Here is a 19,931-nt window from a genome sequence, read left to right on the forward strand (position 1 = left end):
TATGAGACAACAAAAAATCAAGGCATTGATAGTCGGGCGTAATGTAGAAATTCTCCTTCCGAAAGCTTATGATGAATCACAGGCCGCATACCCAACTGTCTATCTGCTGGACGGAGATGCCCTGTTTCCATTCTTAGATCATCTCCCAATAGAGCAGACATCATTTGACTTTATACTTGTGGGTATCCCCGCGTCCGATCGAATATCCGAATATACGCCATGGCCTGCAAAGGCTCTGAATAAGCGTTTTTTGGACTTCGGCGGAGGAGGCAGTGAGCACCTTGTGTTTCTTCAAAATCAAATCATGCCCCGCATACAGGAAATGTTTCACTGTGATTCCAATCCGGAAAGTAACGCCATTATGGGCTATTCTCTGGGCGGGCTGCTCAGTGTCTATTCCCTGTTTGTCACAGAGAAATTCGGCCACATATCAAGTATATCCGGCTCTTTCTGGTACAACGGCTGGACTCAATTTATCGAAAAGACTTATCTCGTCAATCCGTCGGCTGATATTTATATCAGTTCCGGAAGAAACGAGGGCGGTCGTGCACAAGATATCAAGAATCTTCCCAGTAATAATGTATATTTAGAATGGAATTCATATGGACATCATGATAATATAGGTTTTAAACTTGAAGCCGCATTATCTTATCTCAATCAACGGATTAACAGGAACTGATACTCTCTGTTACATCCAATGCAGACTTTTTCAAGGAGATGATACTTTTGCATTCGCAAAACAAATTTAATATATTAAAAGAGGCATATATACGTGCGCCTTTCCAAGTACACAATACTATACGATTTACACGATATAAAGATGAAACTTCTGCCTCATATCCAACAATTCATGGAGCCTTTATTTTTTGTATACAGGGGGAGGCACTGATTTCATTTGATGATGAAACCTTTTTCGCGAAACCTGGAATACTGGTACATGGCTGCCCCGGCCGCCAGCTTAGTTTTCGCATCAAAAGTGACTGTCCCTTTGTACACATCAATCTGTATTACAAACAGATTAACAGTGATTTATTATTTGAAGTTCCGGTTAATCTTCCCCAGATTGAGCCTGCACTGCAGGAGTTAGCAGAGCAGAACGAAGCTATGGATATCCACACCATACTACAGAAAAAAATTCTCACACAGCAGATATTTCAGCACATCTTTTACGGGAGTAAGGAGGATGCTCTTAAAGGTGATTATTATTATGTCTCGCAGATTCTGTCCTATATCAAGAAACACTATTCAGAGCCGGTCAGTATGAAAGAACTGGCAGATCTGATCGGCAAAAGCGAATCTCAGATGTCTTATATCTTCTACAAATACACACACAAGAGACCAATTGATTTTTTAATTGATTACCGGATGGATATCGCTGCCTCTCTTCTGCGTGAACAAGGTCTTCGGATAAACGAAGCGGCAGAGGCCGTGGGTTACAGCGATTCTCTCTATTTCAGCCGTATTTTTAAAAAGAGAACAGGCTATTCTCCCAGCCAAATCAAAAAATAAAGAACTATTCATTCGGGCTATACTATAGCAGATATTTTATACGATACAAAAAATCCTAATATAAAAAGTCCACAAATGTTTAATATTAAACATTTGTGGACTTTTTAGGTAACAGGGGATGAGAGAATCGAACTCCCACCAAAGGTTTTGGAGACCCCTATCATACCATTTGACCAATCCCCTATATGTACCTTCAAAACCGCACACAAATTATAACATCATTCCATCTTTTTGTAAACACCGGACCTCACTTGATGATTGCTGTCGTATCAGTTCCGGCTCGACTTTCGTCTCGCCTGTCTGTTTTGCGCTGTTGAATCACTGTGGCTTTGGATGTTCAATCTCGCTTCGCTCAATTGAACGGCCTCTCCACTAGGATTCGACCTGCGTCTGCGACTTGCTCTCATCAAGTGTCGAGGTCAAGCCCTCGACCGATTAGTAACAGTCAGCTCCATACATTGCTGTACTTCCACCTCTGCCCTATCTACCTCGTCGTCTTCAAGGGGTCTTACTTCTTTCGAATGGGATATCTCATCTTGAGGTGAGCTTCACGCTTAGATGCCTTCAGCGTTTCTCTCTTCCCGGCTTGGCTACCCTGCCCTGAGCCTGGCGGCTCAACAGGTACACCAGCGGCCGGTCCATCCCGGTCCTCTCGTACTAAGGACAGCTCCTCTCAAATATCCTACGCCCACGCCGGATAGGGACCGAACTGTCTCACGACGTTCTGAACCCAGCTCGCGTACCGCTTTAATGGGCGAACAGCCCAACCCTTGGGACCTACTACAGCCCCAGGATGCGATGAGCCGACATCGAGGTGCCAAACCACTCCGTCGATGTGAACTCTTGGGAGTGATAAGCCTGTTATCCCCAGGGTAGCTTTTATCCGTTGAGCGATGGCAATCCCACTTTCATACCACCGGATCACTAAGTCCTACTTTCGTATCTGCTCCACCCGTCGGTGTCGCAGTTAAGCTCCCTTCTGCCTTTGCACTCTTTGAATGGTTTCCAACCATCCTGAGGGAACCTTTGAGCGCCTCCGATACTCTTTCGGAGGCGACCGCCCCAGTCAAACTCCCCGTCTGGCATTGTCCCATGTCCGGTTCACGGACTCTGGTTAGAAATCCACTACTGCAAGGGCGGTATCCCAACAGCGGCTCCAAAGATACTTGCGTACCTTCTTCTTAGCCTCCCGCCTATCCTGTACATGCAGTACCGGGTCCCAGTACCAAACTGGAGTAAAGCTCCATGGGGTCTTTCCGTCCTGGCGCGGGTAACCAGCATCTTCACTGGTACTTCAATTTCACCGGATGCATTGTTGAGACAGCGCTCAAATCATTACGCCTTTCGTGCGGGTCGGAACTTACCCGACAAGGAATTTCGCTACCTTAGGACCGTTATAGTTACGGCCGCCGTTTACTGGGGCTTAAATTCAAAGCTTTGAGCCGTAGCTCTGACCTCTCCTCTTAACCTTCCAGCACCGGGCAGGCGTCAGCCCATATACTTCACCTTTCGGTTTCGCATAGACCTGTGTTTTTGCTAAACAGTTGCTTGAGCCTTTTCTCTGCGGCCTGACTTTCGCCAGGCACCCCTTCTCCCGAAGTTACGGGGCCATTTTGCCGAGTTCCTTAACAATGCTTCTTCCGTCGGCCTTAGGATTCTCTCCTCATCTACCTGTGTCGGTTTACGGTACGGGTACAATAAAAACAATAGCGGCTTTTCTTGATCCATGGCTCACACGCTTCCCTACTTTACTTCGGTCCGCTTCACGTCTTTGGATTGTACTGCGGTTTTACCTGCAGCACTCCTCCTTCGCTTGCACGCGGCTTTCCATTCCGCGCCCGTGCTCTCCACACATGTCCCCACAGTTCTGTTTTACTGCAGTGCAGGAATCTCCACCTGCTTTCCATCGACTACGGCTTTCGCCCTCGCCTTAGGTCCCGACTTACCCAGAGAAGATCAGCTTTACTCTGGAAACCTTGGATATTCGGCCGAGAGGATTCTCACCTCTCTCTCGCTACTCATTCCGGCATTCTCTCTTCTCAGATCTCCACGGCCCCTTCCGGTACCGCTTCTTCGTTCTGACAATGCTCCTCTACCAATGATCTTACAATCATTCCTGAGCTTCGGTGTCGTGTTTTAGCCCCGGACATTTTCGGCGCAGAACCTCTCGACCAGTGAGCTGTTACGCACTCTTTTAATGTATGGCTGCTTCTGAGCCAACATCCTGGTTGTCTTTGAAATCCCACATCCTTTTCCACTTAACACGCACTTTGGGACCTTAGCTGCAGATCTGGGCTGTTTCCCTTTTGACCATCCAACTTATCTCGTATGGTCTGACTCCCAGACATCGGTATCACGGCATTCGCAGTTTGATATCCTTTGGTAAGCTTTGACGCCCCCTTGGGAATTCAGTGCTCTACCTCCGTGTATCTTGTCTGAGGCTAGCCCTAAAGCTATTTCGAGGAGAACCAGCTATCTCCGGGTTCGATTGGAATTTCTCCCCTACCCACACCTCATCGCCACCCTTTTCAACGGATGTGCGTTCGGTCCTCCACGGCCTTTTACGGCAGCTTCAACCTGGACATGGGTAGATCACCCGGTTTCGGGTCTGCGTGTTCCGACTTTCGCCCTCTTAAGACTTGGTTTCCCTTCGGCTCCACACCTGACAGTGCTTAACCTTGCCGGCACCCGCAACTCGCCGGACCGTTCTACAAAAAGTACGCGGTTGTGCATTTGTAACACTTCCACAGCTTGTAAACACAGGGTTTCAGGTTCTCTTTCACTCCCCTCCCGGGGTCCTTTTCACCTTTCCTTCACAGTACTATGCGCTATCGGTCACTGAGGAGTATTTAGCCTTGGGGGGTGGTCCCCCCGTCTTCCCACAAGGTTTCTCGTGTCTCGTGGTACTCTGGATCCTGCCGGTCTTTCCTTCTTTTCGCCTACGGGTCTTTCACCCTCTTTGGATGGCTTTCCCAAAACCATTCGGCTAAGTTAGAAAGTACCTCCTGCAGTCCAAAACCCCATGGTGCACGCACCATGGTTTGGGCTCTTTCCCGTTCGCTCGCCGCTACTTGGAAAATCGAGTTTTCTTTCTTCTCCTCGGGGTACTTAGATGTTTCAGTTCCCCCGGTTCCCTTCCCTACGTTATGAATTGGCGTAGGAATGCATGAGGTCTGCTCATGCGGGTTTCCCCATTCGGATATCTCCGGATCTCAGGCTGTGTGCGCCTCCCCGAAGCTTTTCGCAGCTTGCCGCGTCCTTCTTAGGCTCTCAGTGCCAAGGCATCCACCCTGCGCTCTTAATGCTTGACCTTTGTTGGTCCACCTCCCCGCTAGCGTGCGGTTCGGTTTTGTGTTTACTGATTCTGTATTGGAATCCATGTCTGACTCTCATCTTCCATGGACTTCGACTTTCTTTAAAAGCATCGATTCTTTCGAATCTATCTGGTTTCGATAACATCATGTATTCTCATACACAATGCCTCGGATGTCTTTTCTCTATCTTGCGTTTTTCACGCTTGGATATAGATATAATCTGTATGCAGTTTTCAAGGTACATATCATACACCGATTCCTGACTATTCATTCATCGATGAGTGGAGATAAAGAGATTCGAACTCTCGACCCCCTGCTTGCAAGGCAGGTGCTCTCCCAACTGAGCTATATCCCCTGGGTATTTATGATATATTATTAACTGGGCTTAAGTGGACCTTTGCCCTATGGCTTTCACTTAAATTATTAGCTGGGCTTAAGTGGGCCTTTGCCCTATGGCTTTCACTTAAAATACTAGCTGGGCTTAAGTGGGCCTTTGCCCTATGGCTTTCACTTAAATTATTAGCTGGGCTTAAGTGGACTCGAACCACCGACCTCACGCTTATCAGGCGTGCGCTCTAACCGGCTGAGCTATAAGCCCTCAATTTTATTATTAGGTGCTGGCAGCCACCTGCTCTCCCACACCGTTACCAGTGTAGTACCATCGGCCGCTTAAGGCTTAACCTTCGTGTTCGGGATGGGTACGGGTGTTTCCCCTAAACGCATCGCCACCAGCACTTAGTTATTTTCGTGAATCAGTTGTAAGTGCACATAAAATTTAAGGAGTCGCTGAAAGCTTGCTTTCATAAGACGAATTAAAATTTTATGTATAAGCGGCTCCGCCGCGACCGAATCAGCTTTGCTGATGAGGCTCTTACAACGTCAACAATATACTTGATAACTAAACAGTAAAACACATCCGGTTACTCATCCGTTTCCTTAGAAAGGAGGTGATCCAGCCGCACCTTCCGATACGGCTACCTTGTTACGACTTCACCCCAGTTACCAGCTCCACCTTCGACTGCTCCGTCCTCCGTAGAGGTTCGGTCACAGGCTTCGGGCATTTCCGGCTCCCATGGTGTGACGGGCGGTGTGTACAAGACCCGGGAACGTATTCACCGCGGCATTCTGATCCGCGATTACTAGCGATTCCAGCTTCATGTAGTCGAGTTGCAGACTACAATCCGAACTGAGACGTTATTTTTGGGGTTCGCTTCCGGTCTCCCGTTCGCTTCCCTCTGTTTCCGCCATTGTAGCACGTGTGTAGCCCAAATCATAAGGGGCATGATGATTTGACGTCATCCCCGCCTTCCTCCAGGTTATCCCTGGCAGTCTCATCAGAGTGCCCAGCTCTACCTGCTGGCTACTGACAATAAGGGTTGCGCTCGTTGCGGGACTTAACCCAACATCTCACGACACGAGCTGACGACAACCATGCACCACCTGTCTCCTCTGTCCCGAAGGAAAGGTACCATTACGTACCGGTCAGAGGGATGTCAAGATTTGGTAAGGTTCTTCGCGTTGCTTCGAATTAAACCACATGCTCCACCGCTTGTGCGGGTCCCCGTCAATTCCTTTGAGTTTTATTCTTGCGAACGTACTCCCCAGGTGGAATGCTTAATGCGTTTGCGGCGGCACCGAAAAGCTGTGCTTCCCGACACCTAGCATTCATCGTTTACGGCGTGGACTACCAGGGTATCTAATCCTGTTTGCTACCCACGCTTTCGAGCCTCAACGTCAGTTACCGTCCAGTAAGCCGCCTTCGCCACTGGTGTTCTTCCTAATATCTACGCATTTCACCGCTACACTAGGAATTCCGCTTACCCCTCCGGTACTCAAGATCTGCAGTTTCCAAAGCAGTCCCAGGGTTGAGCCCTGGAATTTCACTTCAGACTTGCCGGTCCGTCTACGCTCCCTTTACACCCAGTAAATCCGGATAACGCTTGCCCCCTACGTATTACCGCGGCTGCTGGCACGTAGTTAGCCGGGGCTTCTTAGTCAGGTACCGTCATTTTCTTCCCTGCTGATAGAGCTTTACATACCGAAATACTTCTTCACTCACGCGGCGTCGCTGCATCAGGCTTTCGCCCATTGTGCAAGATTCCCCACTGCTGCCTCCCGTAGGAGTCTGGGCCGTGTCTCAGTCCCAATGTGGCCGGTCGCCCTCTCAGGCCGGCTATGGATCGTTGCCTTGGTAGGCCTTTGCCCTGCCAACTAGCTAATCCAACGCGGGTCCATCTCATACCACCGGAGTTTTTCACACGGCATCATGCGATGCTGTGCGCTTATGCGGTATTAGCAGCTGTTTCCAACTGTTATCCCCCGGTACGAGGCAGGTTCCCCACGCGTTACTCACCCGTCCGCCGCTGTCTATCCCTTCCTCTGTCCGAAGACTTTGGAAAGAATTTCTCGCTCGACTTGCATGTGTTAAGCACGCCGCCAGCGTTCATCCTGAGCCAGGATCAAACTCTCTGATCAATATGATCATCCACTGATTTCTCAGTTGATGCAAAGTTCGTTCCAGGTCAAAATCAACTACTAGCTAATTTATCCCTTTTACTGTTTTTTAAGGATCTTTCGATCGTTCATTGTTAATTCTCAAATGGACTTTCGAGGATGTGTTTTACTGTTTAATTATCAAGGTTCCTGTTCGTTCCTGTTTTTGCAGCAACTTGATTATCTTATCACGCTGCATGCGCTTTGTCAAGAACTTTTTCTTTCTTTTTATCTCAATATGAGATGCCTGCTGTCTTGTTTGATGCCTTATCGACAGCTTTTTAAATATACCATATTAAACTAACCTTTGTCAATATGTTTTAACCAAAAATTGCAAAAACTTACAAATAATATTGAATTTCTCACTCGCATTATTAAACTATAAAGCGAATTGCGTCACTAATGTTCTTAACTGGAACAAATTTCATCTGGCTCTCTCTTTTGATTGATCTCATGCTCACAGCAGGAAGTATCACAGTCTCGAATCCCAATTTTTTCACTTCCCGAACTCGCTGATCCGCCATATTCACTGCCCGTACTTCTCCGCTTAATCCTACTTCACCAAAAGCCACAACTTTGTCACTGATGACAATATCACGATAACTGGATACAATAGCAAGGAGTATCCCCAGATCAATCGCAGGTTCATTCATCTTAATCCCACCGGCTATATTGACATACGCATCGCTGGCAGACAGATTCAGATGTGCTCTTTTTTCAAGCACAGCCATCAGAAGATTAACCCTGTTAAAATCGGTTCCGGCTGTTGTTCTGCGCGGAATTCCAAAGTTGCTCGGCGCCACCAGGGCCTGTATCTCAATCAAGATTGGTCTTGTGCCTTCCATTGAGCATGTGACAATAGATCCCGATGCTCCCTCTGGTTTACCTTCGAGCATATATTCCGAAGGATTTTTCACCTCCATTAACCCATTATGCTGCATTTCAAAGACACCGATTTCATTCGTTGATCCGAAGCGGTTCTTGACTCCTCTTAAGATTCGATAGGAAGCATGTCTCTCCCCCTCAAAATAGAGCACCGTGTCAACCATATGTTCCAATACTCTGGGACCGGCAACATTACCATCTTTCGTAACATGCCCGACAATAAAGATTGATATTCCAAGTCCCTTCGCAATCTGCATCAAAACAGCGGTCGACTCCCTCACCTGAGATACACTGCCCGGGGAGGAACTCACTTCTTCATTGTACATTGTCTGGATAGAATCTATCACAGCAATGTCAGGTTTTTGCCTCTTTATAACCTCATGGATCACCCCGAGGTTCGTCTCACAGAGAAGTTCTAAATTTCCATTAAAATCCCCGATTCTGACTGCCCGAAGCTTAATCTGGCTTAAAGATTCTTCACCGGATATATAAAGAACTTTCTTTCCGTTTAATGACAGATTTCTACAGACCTGAAGCAAAAGGGTCGATTTCCCAATTCCTGGGTCTCCTCCAACCAGAGTCAGAGAACCTGGAACAACTCCTCCACCGAGAACCCTGTCTAATTCTTCTATATTCGTGGTTATTCTACGTTCGCCGGACATATTGATCTCTGATAGTTTTACCGGTTTTGCATCAGTTTTTGTTCTTCGTGCTCCTGCCGGCTTTTTTGTATCGATGATCTCTTCGACAAAGGTATTCCATTCTCCGCATCCCGGACACTGTCCCATCCATTTTGTAGATTCATATCCGCAACTCTGACAGAAAAAAACTGATTTCGATCCCTTAGCCATGATTCATCCTCCTGGTATCCTTTAAACATTGTTCTCTCAGATATAGAAACCCCGGGATCACATCCCCCGGGGTTTCTATAATCTATGTAAACTCTACTGATCCACTCTTACAATTTTAACTCTGATCTGCTCTGCCTGTTCCAATTCAACGCTGAAAGAAAGCTTTCCGCCAAGACCAGTTGTCATGTGTCCGACATTCACATCATCCAGAAGTACTTTATACTCGGTATCGTCTTCCATGCCAAGCGTGATCTGTACATCCTCATCTGCTTCAACAGTAAACTCAACACCTTCGCTTGGAAATTTCATCTCTGTAACCGCTGTCCCCGGAACAGATTCGTATACGAACATCCCGTTTCGTTCCAACCTGGTGATTTCACGAAAAGTTTTAACTTTGTACACATCACCCTCATACTCGAAATCAGATACCTTTGACTTCTGATCTAGTTTGTAATTTCCAAAACTGATTCCGCCATCTTTCTCAGTACGAATTAATTTTTTAATTACTGACATTCTAAGGTCCTCCTGCTAATACTTTCACTCAATAGCTACAGCTTTATTCATCTGTCGTAACATTTGTGTTACTCATTTAAGATATTACTATTATATAATATTTCGTCGATTTTTACCAGACAATTATGAAATTACTTTCATTACTTGTCTCTGAGATTTCATACCAGTTGACACCCCCATATCTAAAGCAAGGAGTTTTACGACACGATCTGATAATCCCCGCGAAATTAAGAATTCCATCTTTTTATAATACCAAGACCCAATGGGTGCGGTCCGGTATGGACTCCGATTGTAGCACCAATTTGCCGTATCGGGAGTTCTTCTTCTGACAGACCATAACCGGCCCCCGCCAGTCGCTCCAACACAAGATTCCTGTAATTTATGGCTTCCTTTCGGTCATAGCCAAAACCCACCGAAAGAGAATAATCATATAGGTTTTTATTATTTTCTTTTAAATAATTGATCAAAAGATCAATGGTCTTATCCACAGTCCTTTTCCTGCTTCTTCCAACCGCAGAGGGATATATCTCTCCTTCTTTCAGTGTGATCACCGGGCGGATACCCAGGACAGAACCGGCAACAGCGGTTACCTTTCCGATTCTGCCGCCATGGCTGAGATACTCCATATTCCCTACAGTAAAAAAGATTCGCCCGCTTGATTTCATCTTGTCAAGATATCTCAATGTCTCCTCATAAGGAATTCCATCATCTCTCATAGCTGCAGTTTCGAGAACCATCAGACCTTGTAAAACTGTATTTACCATAGAATCCACCACCGTGATTTTTGCACTGGGATATTTCTCCAGTACATAACTTCTGGCATTCGTCGCAGACTGCAGAGAGCCACTAAATTTACTAGTGATACAGATGCAGATGACAGGAACAGACGCTTTCACATATGGCATAAATGCGTCCACATAATCTTGTACAGAGGGCATGGAGGACTTTGGAAAGATATTTGGATCATCAACCATCTCCTGATAGAATGATCTCACCTTAATATCTGTTCCTTCTCTTAAATAAGTTGTATCATCAAAGGAAACATAGAATGGCACGATGTCTATGTCCCTTTTCTCTGCCAGTTCTTTTGAAAGGTCGCAAGAGCCATCACTGATAATTTTATATTGATTATTCATGTAAAAAATACCTCATTTTCGAATGATCTCAGATTGCGATTCAATCTGCGGTAATGACAATTTGTTTTTTTCTGATACCAATAGTTACGATATCACCTTTCTTAACGTGTCCTAAAAGAATTTCTTCAGCAAGAGGATCTTCAATCTTATTTTGAATCGCCCTTTTAAGTGGTCTTGCACCATATTTACTGTCAAAGCTTGTGTCAATCAGATATTCTTTTGTTTTTCCAGTGACTTTTAGATCAATGTTCATCTGTTCGCGGCAACGTCCTTTGAGATCTCTCAGCAAAATATTGACAATTTTTTTCATGTTGTCTTTACTCAGCGCATGGAAAACAATGATGTCATCAATTCGATTGAGGAACTCCGGCTTGAACATTCTCTTCACCTCGTCCAGAACCTGATCTTTCATATGCTCATAATCTTCTTTCTCGTCTGCACCGGCTCCAAATCCAAGTCGTTTCGGCTCAGTAATCAGTGAAGCTCCTGCATTGGAGGTCATAATGATGCAAGTCTCTTTAAAGTCAACCTTTCTGCCCTGAGAATCTGTGATATGTCCATCATCCAGTACCTGAAGCAGAATATTAAAGACATCCGGATGTGCCTTCTCGATTTCATCTAGAAGGATCACACTATAGGGATTTCGACGCACCTTTTCGGAAAGCTGGCCGCCCTCTTCATATCCCACATATCCAGGCGGAGAACCAATCAGCTTTGAGACGCTGTGTTTTTCCATATATTCGGACATATCAATACGAATCATGGCCTGCTCTGTTCCAAATACTGCCTCAGCAAGTGCCTTGGACAATTCTGTCTTGCCGACACCGGTGGGTCCAAGAAAAAGGAAAGATCCAATTGGGCGGTTTGGGTCTTTGAGTCCTGTCCTTCCACGGCGAATTGCCTTGGCAACTGCTTCTACAGCCTGATCCTGTCCGACAACTCTTTTATGAAGGACTTGCTCCAGTCTCGCCAGACGCCTGCTCTCACCCTCTTCAATTTTTTTAACCGGAATCTTGGTCCATCCTGAGATCACCTCAGCAATTTCCTCTTCTGTAACCATCCGTTTTTTATTTTTACTGTGTCGTTCATACTTTTCGCGGGCCTCACGAAGATTTTCCTCAAGTTCTTCCCGATTTTTCTGAAACTCTTTTGCTCTCTCATAATCGCCTGATTTTATGGCTGTTTCTCTATCCTGAAGGATTTCTTTTAGTAGTTTCTCATCTTCCGAAATCTTTACCGGAATCTTATATCCGCCGAGCTGAACCTTAGCCGAAGCCTCGTCAATCAGATCAATCGCCTTATCCGGAAGAAAGCGATCATTGATATAACGTTCACTCATTTTAACCGCTGCACTTAAGGCTTCATCCGTAATCGTAACTCCATGATGTCTCTCATAATATGGTCTGAGTCCCTTTAAGATATCAATTGACTGTTCCGTGGTAGGTTCATCTACCATCACAGGCTGAAAACGTCTCTCCAGAGCAGCATCCTTTTCTATATATTTCCTATATTCCTCAATTGTAGTCGCACCGATCAGCTGTATCTCTCCCCGGGACAAAGAAGGTTTTAAGATATTAGACGCATCAAGCGCACCTTCAGCTCCTCCGGCACCTATGATGGTGTGAAGTTCATCGATAAACAGCAGAATATTACTGTTATCCATAACTTCTTTTACCACCTTTTTGATCCTCTCTTCAAATTCGCCTCGATACTTGCTGCCTGCGACCATCCCTGACAGATCTAAAACAACCACCCGTTTCTGTTTCATGACCTTCGGTACAAGTCCCCAGACAATTCTCTGTGCAAGTCCCTCCGCAATAGCCGTTTTTCCTACTCCAGGTTCTCCAATCAGACAGGGGTTGTTCTTCGTACGTCTGCAGAGGATCTGAATCACGCGGTCAATTTCCTGCTCTCTTCCCACAACAGGATCTAATTTCCCCTGTCTTGCCATTTCATTCAGGTCTCTGCTGTATTGATCCAATGTCGGTGTCGAAACTGGCACATTATCATTCGATGAAGCTCTTTTAAGATCATTTTTTTGCAGATGATCTTCTTCACCCATCGCAGTCAGAATTGTCAAATACATCTTTTGTATATTCACGCCCATGGTATATAAGAGCCGTGCCGCCACACACTCTGTATCTTTAAGAAGAGCAATTAAGATATGTTCTGTCCCTGTGGACTCACTTTGAAAATGTTCAGCTTCCTCCCCTGCATCTTCCAATATTTTCTTTGCTCTGGGAGTATATCCAGGCTGTTCTTTCACTGCAGCCTGCTGTGCAGGTCTGATCAGGTTATCAATCAGTGTCAGAAGTCGGCTTTCTTCCACACCGAATTCCTGTAATACTATGCCGGCTGTTCCCTGAACATCGTTCAAAAGTCCTAAAAGCAGATGTTCTGAACCAATATAGTTTTGTTTGCACGATATGGCTTTTTGCTCAGCCAGTTTAAGAGCTTTTTTTGCCTGTCTCGTATATCTGTCTTTCATCTATTCCCGCCTTTCATCGGCATATTACCTGTTTTTATTGTATATGATCTGAAGTCCTTTCAGAAGGAGATTATTATCTACAATGATTTCTTTTCTGCAAAGAGGAACGATGTAACCTGCAAGGCCACCTGTGGCAACAACGGTACAGGTTTCTTTTTGTTCTTCCTCTATCCGGTCAATCAAACCATCAATCGCAGCTGCATTTCCATATAATGCCCCACTTTGCATACACTCAATCGTATTACTTCCAATCAGTTTCCTCGGCATATCGAAACTGATCTGCTGAAGCTGTGCTGCATTGCTCACCAGTGAATCCGTTGCAGTCCGAATTCCGGGCAGAATCATACCGCCAATATAGCTCTTGGTATGGTCAACAACGCTCACGGTGGTAGCTGTCCCCATATCAATAATGATCAGCGGAACCGGATGATCTGCCATAGCTGCCACGGCATCTACAACCAGATCACTTCCCAGCTGCGCCGGCTGATCCATCACAATATTAAGCCCCGTCTTCAGACCCGGACCGACAACTTTTGGGGTCTTGTCGATCAGTTTTTTTATAGCCCTTCGGACCACATCCGTAATCTGTGGAACTACAGACGATATAATTGCTCCTTCAATTATACTCGGAGCAATTTCATATATTTCCAGTACATTTTTTATATCAATGGCGTATTCCAGTTCTGTTCTCTTTCTATCCGTCGATAATCTTTCCTCAAAAAATATTTCTCTTCCATCAATACAGCCGACAACCACATTTGTGTTGCCTATATCAATCACCAGAAGCATAGTTTATCAATGTCTCCTTCTTTTGTAGTTTATAGCCTTACCCTTTTATTCATCAACACTCTTCCGATTGTCGCTGCCAGCACTCCTGATATAATTGCCTCAGGCACTCCATTGATTCCAATAATGGATAAGATGAAACGATAAACGCCGCCTGCAGCAACATTATTTGCCGCAGCATACTGATCTTTGAAAAAGAAAAAGATCATATTCATAACCAACAAGGTATTCGTAAGTGCCCCGGTCACACCGGCGGCAGCAAGTGCAGCAGTATTTCCTTTCTGTCTGGCTGTTGCTTTTATACCTTGATACACATAGAAGGGAACTACACCCGTCAGAATTCTGGGGAGGAAACAGATGATGATGCTTGGTACTCCCCCTTCTACTCCTCCGAAACTATAAAACGGGGTGAATACGAACGAAGTTACCGTAGGATTTATCGTGTTGTTGATGAAACTGGTCATTCCAAATATTCCGCCTAATAATGCTCCTCTGGCCGGTCCAAGCATCAGCGATGCCAGAATCACAGGCACCTGGATAATGGTTGCACGGGTAAAGCCTAATGGAATATAACCCAAAAAAGGTGTGAACGCCATAATAATGATCAGTGCCGCAAACAATGCAGTTGCGACCATGTCTTTTACATTTGTTTGATTTTTCATATTCTTTTCTCTCCTTGTTATTATTCCCGCATACGGGATACAATACAACCTGATGACTGAAGAAACAGTGGGCAAAATCTATTGAACTTTCAATAGTATTTCATCCAGAAGCCGATCTGCAACTTCTTCTTTTGACATAAGCGGAAGTTCTGTAATCTCATCCCTGGTGATCAGTTTCACCACATTTGTGTCCATACCAAAACCGGCTCCCGCGTCTTTTAAATTGTTGGCCACAATCATATCCAGATTTTTCTTCTCAAGTTTCTCCATCGAATGTTCAAGTACTTGTTGTGTCTCCATTGAAAACCCGCAGAGGAACTGGCCAATATGCTTATGTTTTCCCAAATATCCTAAAATATCTTCTGTTCTCTTCATATTAAGTGATAAATCCAAATTGTTTTTTTTCACTTTTTCGCTGCTCACCTCTGCTGGTGTGTAATCGGCCACAGCTGCAGCCTTAATAACAATGTCCGCATCAAAATAATGCTCCCTTACAGTCTCAAACATCTCCTGTGCTGTTATAACGGAAAACGTGGTAACCCCTATAGGCGTTTTTAAATTGACAGGGCCTGATACAAGTGTCACGTCAGCTCCGCGAAATGCCGCCATACGTGCAATAGCATAACCCATCTTCCCCGTTGAGTGATTTGTCAGATAACGAACCGGATCGATTGATTCCTGCGTCGGTCCTGCCGTAACAAGAATCTTCTTTCCCACTAAGTCCTTCTCTTTTTCTATCTCAAACTCAATATTTTCTAACAACACCTCAGGATCAGGCATCTTTCCTGCTCCTACATCCCCACATGCCAGATATCCGTTTGCCGGATCTATGATTTTATACCCATATTTTCTCAATTTACTCAGATTATCCTGAAAAATGGGGTTGTTGTACATTCTGGTATTCATGGCCGGCGAGATGAGTTTCACGCACTCACAGGCCATAACCGTAGTAGTCAGCATATCGTCAGCAATCCCGCCGGCAAGTTTACCAATTACATTGGCCGTAGCCGGTGCAATCAAAACAATATCGGCTTTTTTTGCAAGTGCAACGTGTTCAACTTGAAATTGAAAATTTCGGTCAAAGGTATCTACCAAACATTTTGTTCCAGTCAAGGTTTCAAAGGTAATCGGGTTTATAAAATTAAGTGCATGCTCCGTCATAATCACATGAACTTCTGCCTGTTGTCGAACCAGCCTGCTTGCAAGATCTGCTGCCTTATATGCAGCGATCGAACCAGTCACACCAAGGACAACTGTTTTTCCTTTTAGCATCAACTGCCTCCTAATCTGTAAATTCTAAAAGTAGCAACGCAATAAAAACCCTCAAACCCTGTGACATCGGAATTCACATCAGTTTGAAGGTTCATCATCAACTATCTGCCGCAGCAATACTTATATTTTTTGCCGCTGCCGCAAGGACATGGATCATTTCTTCCGACCTTATGGCCTTTCACAACTGTACCAGCCTTTTTCTGTTCCAGATACAAGGCCTTTTTCTTCTCCTCTGTGAAGATCTCATCCCACATCGGAAGACTATAGAGCCACTCTGCCTTGGCATCCACCATATTCTTATATAAAAGTTCTTTATCAAAGCCCAGATTTACAACAGTATTCTCGTCCATCTCCTCGATTGGGTTTTTCACCTTGAGGCTGTCATTAATTCCATCAAGGAAACCAACCATAGTCATTACATCAATATGAAAACGTGCTGCCAAATCCTTCACTGATCCGTGAACGACAGTATCCGGGTTTGAGAGAAGCTGTTCATAGATGCTTTTTTCTATGTCAAAATAATCTTTCCATAGTTTCTCAAGCTCTGGTTTGCTTTTATTTTGAGAGTATGCCACATCTCTCCACTCTTGTAATAAACTCATTTCCTTTACCGTCCTTTACTTTCTTCCACCTGTTCCATCTCTTCTTTTTCTATTTTCTGTACAATTGTACTTTCTACGCGATGTTCTTTCACTTCAACCACCTTAATCTGAAGCTCATCTGTCTCAAGTTCAAACTGACTTCCATCATCCGGAATGGAACCCAGATTTCCAAAGATATAGCCTCCAAAGGTGTCGTATTCCTCTACCGGCAGTCGAACATTGAGCAGTTCCTGAACGTCATCAAGCGTAGCGTAACCTTGTATCTTCCATATATTTTCACCAATCTGTTCGATCTCTTCCGGACGTTTCTCATCGTCTTCTTCTACAAGATCCCCGACAAGTTGTTCGATCAGATCCCTTAAAGTGATGATGCCCTCCATACCGCCATATTCATCAAGTACAACAGCAAAATAATTACCGCTCTTTTTCATATTGCTGAACAAAATATCAGCTTTGATATTCTCAGGCACAAAATAAGCCGGTTTTACAGCTTTCGCCATAATCTCTTCTCTTGTAAGATCATGCAGTCTGAAAAAATCTTTAGCATCCATAACGCCGAGAATATCATCCACACCCTCCCCGCAGACCGGGAATATTGAATGGCGGCTTGCATGTATTGTGTTTTCCCAAATATCTTTCTTATCGTCAGCCCACAGTACAACCACATCTGTACGGTGTGTACAGATCTCACCTAAGGTGATATCGTCAAATTCAAAAACGTTTTGAATCATCTCATTCTCGTCCAGATCTATCGTACCTTTTTTGCTTCCGGCATCTATCATCATACGGATCTCTTCCTCGGAGACTCCATCATCTTCCTGATTCGGATCAATCCCTATCAAACGCAGAACTCCATTCGTGGAGACAGTCAGCAGACCGACAATCGGCGAAAAAAAGTTTGCAATGACATTGAGTACCCTTGCCATTCCAAGCGCCACCTTCTCTGTATTCTTCATAGCGATGCGTTTTGGTACCAGCTCACCAAATATCAGGGTGAAATAGGATAAAATCAGCGTTATCAAAAAAACAGAAATCGAATTCAAGGTTTGGGTCGGTATCGAAACACCAAGCCGAACAAAAAGTTTCACCAGGTGACCGGAAAAATTATCCGCAGCATAAGCACTGCCCATAAATCCCGATAAAGTTATCGCCACCTGGATCGTAGCGAGAAATCTCGACGGCGATGAAGTCAGCTTTTCCAAGCTTATCGCTCTCTTATCACCATCAGAAGCCATCTTTGCAAGTTTTGTCTCGTTCATAGAAACAACTGCAATCTCAGCACAGGCAAAAATCGCATTCAGAGCAATTAAGATCACCTGTAAGATTATAGGCCATAGCAAAGGGTCACTGTCCAAAATTCATTCCTCCTAAAAATATAAATGTATTCATGGAATCTATTCTACTATCTTTGCCTGTATCTGTCAATTGCTGTAACCTTTTTTAATATCTTGAATATGCTATAGAGAAACAAAGTCTGACAAGGAGAAAAACCTTGGCTTATCGTATAATGCTCGATGCCGGTCATGGCGGTGATGATCCGGGTGCTGTATACAAGGATCACACAGAAAAAGATGATACCCTGCGCCTTACTATGGAACTTGGCAAAATACTGGAAGATAATGGAATAGATGTCGTCTATACTCGCACCACTGATACATTCCAAACCCCCTTCGAACGAGCTCAGACAGCAAATAATTCCGATGTGGACTTTCTGATTTCGATTCACCGAAACGATTCCCCTCTTCCGAATCAATATAGTGGTACGTCTGCATTAGTTTATGATACATCCGGAACGAAATTGGATATGGCCGAGAATATCAATGCCTCTTTGAGTGATCTGGGCTATGATAATCTTGGCGTTCATGCACGCCCAGGACTGATCATCCTGAGAAGAACCGCGATGCCCGCAATCGTTTTGGAAGTCGGCTTTATTAATAACGATTATGATAATGAACTATTCGACAATTCTCTGGATGCAATTGCTCAGGCAATTGCAAGTGGAATTCTGGAAACATTAAACCCTCAAAACATTCCATCATCCTCACAAGACCAGCCCTCCTATCAAATCCGAGATGTAGCAGGAAGCACATTCTCATATGATGACTGGGAAGACTATGACGAATCCGAAAGGGAATATGAGTCTCTGCACGGAAGCATGCAGGGAACTCCAACTGTTTCACAACCAACCAGTTCTGCTCAGCCAACCAGTTCTGCTCAGCCAACTCGCTCTGCTCAGCCAACTCGCTCTGCTCAGCCAACTAGTTCTGCTCAGCCAACTCGCTCTGCTCAGCCAACTCGCTCTGCTCAGCCAACTCGCTCTGCTCAGCCAACTCGCTCTGCTCAGCCAACTCGCTCTGTACAGCCGGCAGAGAATACTGGCTCTGCCCCCTCATCTGCAAATCAGAGTGAAAACGATGAATCCTTCTATCGAGTTCAGGTCGGGCTGTTTCGTCAGCGTTCAAACGCTGACCGGCTTTCCTATGAATTGCTTGAAAAAGGATATCCCGCTTTCATATTAAATGAGGATGAATTCTATAAGGTACAAGTCGGTGCTTACCGTCATCTGGGAAATGCAATTATCATGGAACAGCGTCTCAGAAAAGAAGGATACGCTACTATGATCACAACCTGAGTAAAAGGGAACCGGTCAAAAACACTTCTGACCAGGCTCCCTTTTTAATTTTCCAGCAGTCTTCGTTTAAGAGCATCTCTTTTCGTTTGTGTATAAGTCTTTGGCTGATACATCAGTAAATATATGACAGCGTTCAGGACAAGAGCCAACCCCACATCAAATACGGAATGCTGCTTTAAGAACATCGTCGACATCACGATCAAAAGTGTGAGTACTATCGTCCCTTTTTGAACTCCCTTATGTTTTTTCAATGCCTGACAGTTGTTAAACGCAATACATGCGGCTACCGAGTTGTATACATGAATACTTGGAAGAATATTCGTAGGGGTATCAATCGCATACAGATGTCTCACCAAATTCACAAAGATATTGTGTCTTGGAAATACCACGGGTCGAAGATTCTGTCCATTTGGATATAGCCAAGATACAACCAGAAAAATTGTCATTCCAATTCCCAGGCTCAAAAAAATCTGATAAAATTCCTTCACACTCTTATTGACAAAAGCAAAGTATACAATGACGGCTCCCATATAAAAAAACCATAACAGATATGGAATGATAAAGACCTCGCAGAAAGGTATTATGTCATCTAGTGCTACATGTATGACATGATATCCCCGTGTAATCTCTTTTTCCAGTATTGCAAAACATATCATATAAAAGATACCATAAACAGGTATGATCCATATTTGCTTTTTTTTAAAGAATTTATTCATCCGGCCTCACCACCTTAAGCATTCACCACAGGAGGGCAGCTTATCTGGCAATATACTGCTCTCAAGGCTGCT

The 19,931-nt window shown here is 44.7% G+C and carries 13 protein-coding genes, 3 tRNA genes and 3 rRNA genes; 3 read left to right on the forward strand and 16 right to left on the reverse strand.

The features are described from left to right. Position 1 precedes the first annotated feature (1 nt). Positions 2–679 (forward strand): alpha/beta hydrolase, encoded by a 678-nt coding sequence (locus INP51_RS08850; RefSeq protein WP_193734523.1) that lies wholly within the window; start codon positions 2–4, stop codon positions 677–679. A 47-nt stretch (positions 680–726) separates the two neighbouring features. Then, complete coding sequence (locus INP51_RS08855; RefSeq protein WP_193734524.1) at positions 727–1,509, forward strand: helix-turn-helix domain-containing protein; 783 nt, start codon at positions 727–729, stop codon at positions 1,507–1,509. A 112-nt stretch (positions 1,510–1,621) separates the two neighbouring features. Here INP51_RS08855 and INP51_RS08860 read toward each other — a convergent pair. The 15 genes from INP51_RS08860 to INP51_RS08930 form a co-directional block, all read right to left on the reverse strand. After that, a tRNA-Trp gene (locus INP51_RS08860) sits at positions 1,622–1,692 on the reverse strand. A 231-nt stretch (positions 1,693–1,923) separates the two neighbouring features. Beyond that, positions 1,924–4,821: ribosomal RNA gene (locus tag INP51_RS08865) — 23S ribosomal RNA — on the reverse strand. A 284-nt stretch (positions 4,822–5,105) separates the two neighbouring features. After that, positions 5,106–5,178: transfer RNA gene (locus INP51_RS08870), tRNA-Ala, on the reverse strand. Between the two features lie 169 nt (positions 5,179–5,347). After that, a tRNA-Ile gene (locus INP51_RS08875) sits at positions 5,348–5,421 on the reverse strand. Positions 5,422–5,438: 17 nt separating this feature from the next. After that, positions 5,439–5,556: ribosomal RNA gene (gene rrf, locus INP51_RS08880) — 5S ribosomal RNA — on the reverse strand. Positions 5,557–5,763: 207 nt separating this feature from the next. Beyond that, positions 5,764–7,298, reverse strand: a 16S ribosomal RNA gene (locus INP51_RS08885). Together the 16S, 23S and 5S rRNA genes with 3 tRNA genes alongside form the textbook arrangement of a ribosomal RNA operon. A 392-nt stretch (positions 7,299–7,690) precedes the next feature. Continuing rightward, positions 7,691–9,052: a DNA repair protein RadA gene (gene radA, locus INP51_RS08890; protein ID WP_193734525.1), complete on the reverse strand. Its 1,362-nt coding sequence runs from the start codon at positions 9,050–9,052 to the stop codon at positions 7,691–7,693. Between the two features lie 93 nt (positions 9,053–9,145). Beyond that, a complete protein-coding gene (locus tag INP51_RS08895) occupies positions 9,146–9,565 on the reverse strand; it encodes an endosialidase (RefSeq protein WP_193734526.1) in 420 nt (139 codons plus the stop codon). 227 nt (positions 9,566–9,792) lie between these two features. Then, positions 9,793–10,701 carry a DegV family protein gene (locus INP51_RS08900; RefSeq protein WP_193734527.1) on the reverse strand — a complete coding sequence of 303 codons (909 nt, stop codon included), beginning with the start codon at positions 10,699–10,701 and terminating at the stop codon, positions 9,793–9,795. Between the two features lie 40 nt (positions 10,702–10,741). Next, the gene (locus INP51_RS08905; RefSeq protein WP_193734528.1) at positions 10,742–13,189 is read right to left on the reverse strand and encodes an ATP-dependent Clp protease ATP-binding subunit; all 2,448 of its coding nucleotides are present in this window, start codon (positions 13,187–13,189) and stop codon (positions 10,742–10,744) included. 24 nt (positions 13,190–13,213) lie between these two features. Next, positions 13,214–13,978 (reverse strand): type III pantothenate kinase, encoded by a 765-nt coding sequence (locus tag INP51_RS08910; protein ID WP_193734529.1) that lies wholly within the window; start codon positions 13,976–13,978, stop codon positions 13,214–13,216. A gap of 29 nt (positions 13,979–14,007) precedes the next feature. Further along, complete coding sequence (locus tag INP51_RS08915; protein ID WP_193734530.1) at positions 14,008–14,637, reverse strand: ECF transporter S component; 630 nt, start codon at positions 14,635–14,637, stop codon at positions 14,008–14,010. 78 nt (positions 14,638–14,715) lie between these two features. Next, on the reverse strand, positions 14,716–15,909 hold the full coding sequence (gene coaBC / locus INP51_RS08920; RefSeq protein ID WP_193734531.1) for a bifunctional phosphopantothenoylcysteine decarboxylase/phosphopantothenate--cysteine ligase CoaBC: 1,194 nt from the start codon (positions 15,907–15,909) through the stop codon (positions 14,716–14,718). 101 nt (positions 15,910–16,010) lie between these two features. Further along, on the reverse strand, positions 16,011–16,511 hold the full coding sequence (locus INP51_RS08925) for an SEC-C metal-binding domain-containing protein (RefSeq protein WP_193734532.1): 501 nt from the start codon (positions 16,509–16,511) through the stop codon (positions 16,011–16,013). A 5-nt stretch (positions 16,512–16,516) separates the two neighbouring features. Further along, on the reverse strand, positions 16,517–17,866 hold the full coding sequence (locus tag INP51_RS08930; RefSeq protein ID WP_193734533.1) for a hemolysin family protein: 1,350 nt from the start codon (positions 17,864–17,866) through the stop codon (positions 16,517–16,519). A gap of 137 nt (positions 17,867–18,003) precedes the next feature. On the opposite strand from INP51_RS08930, the gene INP51_RS16145 reads away from it, so the two are divergent. Continuing rightward, entirely contained in the window at positions 18,004–19,143 is a 1,140-nt protein-coding gene (locus tag INP51_RS16145; RefSeq protein WP_230406753.1) for an N-acetylmuramoyl-L-alanine amidase, read from the forward strand. A 44-nt stretch (positions 19,144–19,187) separates the two neighbouring features. Here INP51_RS16145 and INP51_RS08945 read toward each other — a convergent pair whose 3' ends face one another. Beyond that, complete coding sequence (locus INP51_RS08945) at positions 19,188–19,859, reverse strand: phosphatase PAP2 family protein (RefSeq protein ID WP_193734534.1); 672 nt, start codon at positions 19,857–19,859, stop codon at positions 19,188–19,190. Positions 19,860–19,931: the final 72 nt, after the last annotated feature.

This window comes from Blautia liquoris (assembly GCF_015159595.1).
Classification (GTDB): Bacteria; Bacillota; Clostridia; order Lachnospirales; family Lachnospiraceae; genus Novisyntrophococcus; species Novisyntrophococcus liquoris.

Bases quoted from the DNA above. Each gene is read 5' to 3' on its own strand.
- INP51_RS08850 (WP_193734523.1), top strand. From the start codon at position 2: ATGAGACAACAAAAAATCAAGGCATTGATAGTCGGGCGTAATGTAGAA.
- radA (WP_193734525.1), bottom strand. From the start codon at position 9,052: ATGGCTAAGGGATCGAAATCAGTTTTTTTCTGTCAGAGTTGCGGATAT.
- INP51_RS08895 (WP_193734526.1), bottom strand. From the start codon at position 9,565: ATGTCAGTAATTAAAAAATTAATTCGTACTGAGAAAGATGGCGGAATC.
- INP51_RS08900 (WP_193734527.1), bottom strand. From the start codon at position 10,701: ATGAATAATCAATATAAAATTATCAGTGATGGCTCTTGCGACCTTTCA.
- INP51_RS08905 (WP_193734528.1), bottom strand. From the start codon at position 13,189: ATGAAAGACAGATATACGAGACAGGCAAAAAAAGCTCTTAAACTGGCT.
- INP51_RS08910 (WP_193734529.1), bottom strand. From the start codon at position 13,978: ATGCTTCTGGTGATTGATATAGGCAACACAAATGTGGTTGTCGGCTGT.
- INP51_RS08915 (WP_193734530.1), bottom strand. From the start codon at position 14,637: ATGAAAAATCAAACAAATGTAAAAGACATGGTCGCAACTGCATTGTTT.
- coaBC (WP_193734531.1), bottom strand. From the start codon at position 15,909: ATGCTAAAAGGAAAAACAGTTGTCCTTGGTGTGACTGGTTCGATCGCT.
- INP51_RS08925 (WP_193734532.1), bottom strand. From the start codon at position 16,511: ATGAGTTTATTACAAGAGTGGAGAGATGTGGCATACTCTCAAAATAAA.
- INP51_RS08945 (WP_193734534.1), bottom strand. From the start codon at position 19,859: ATGAATAAATTCTTTAAAAAAAAGCAAATATGGATCATACCTGTTTAT.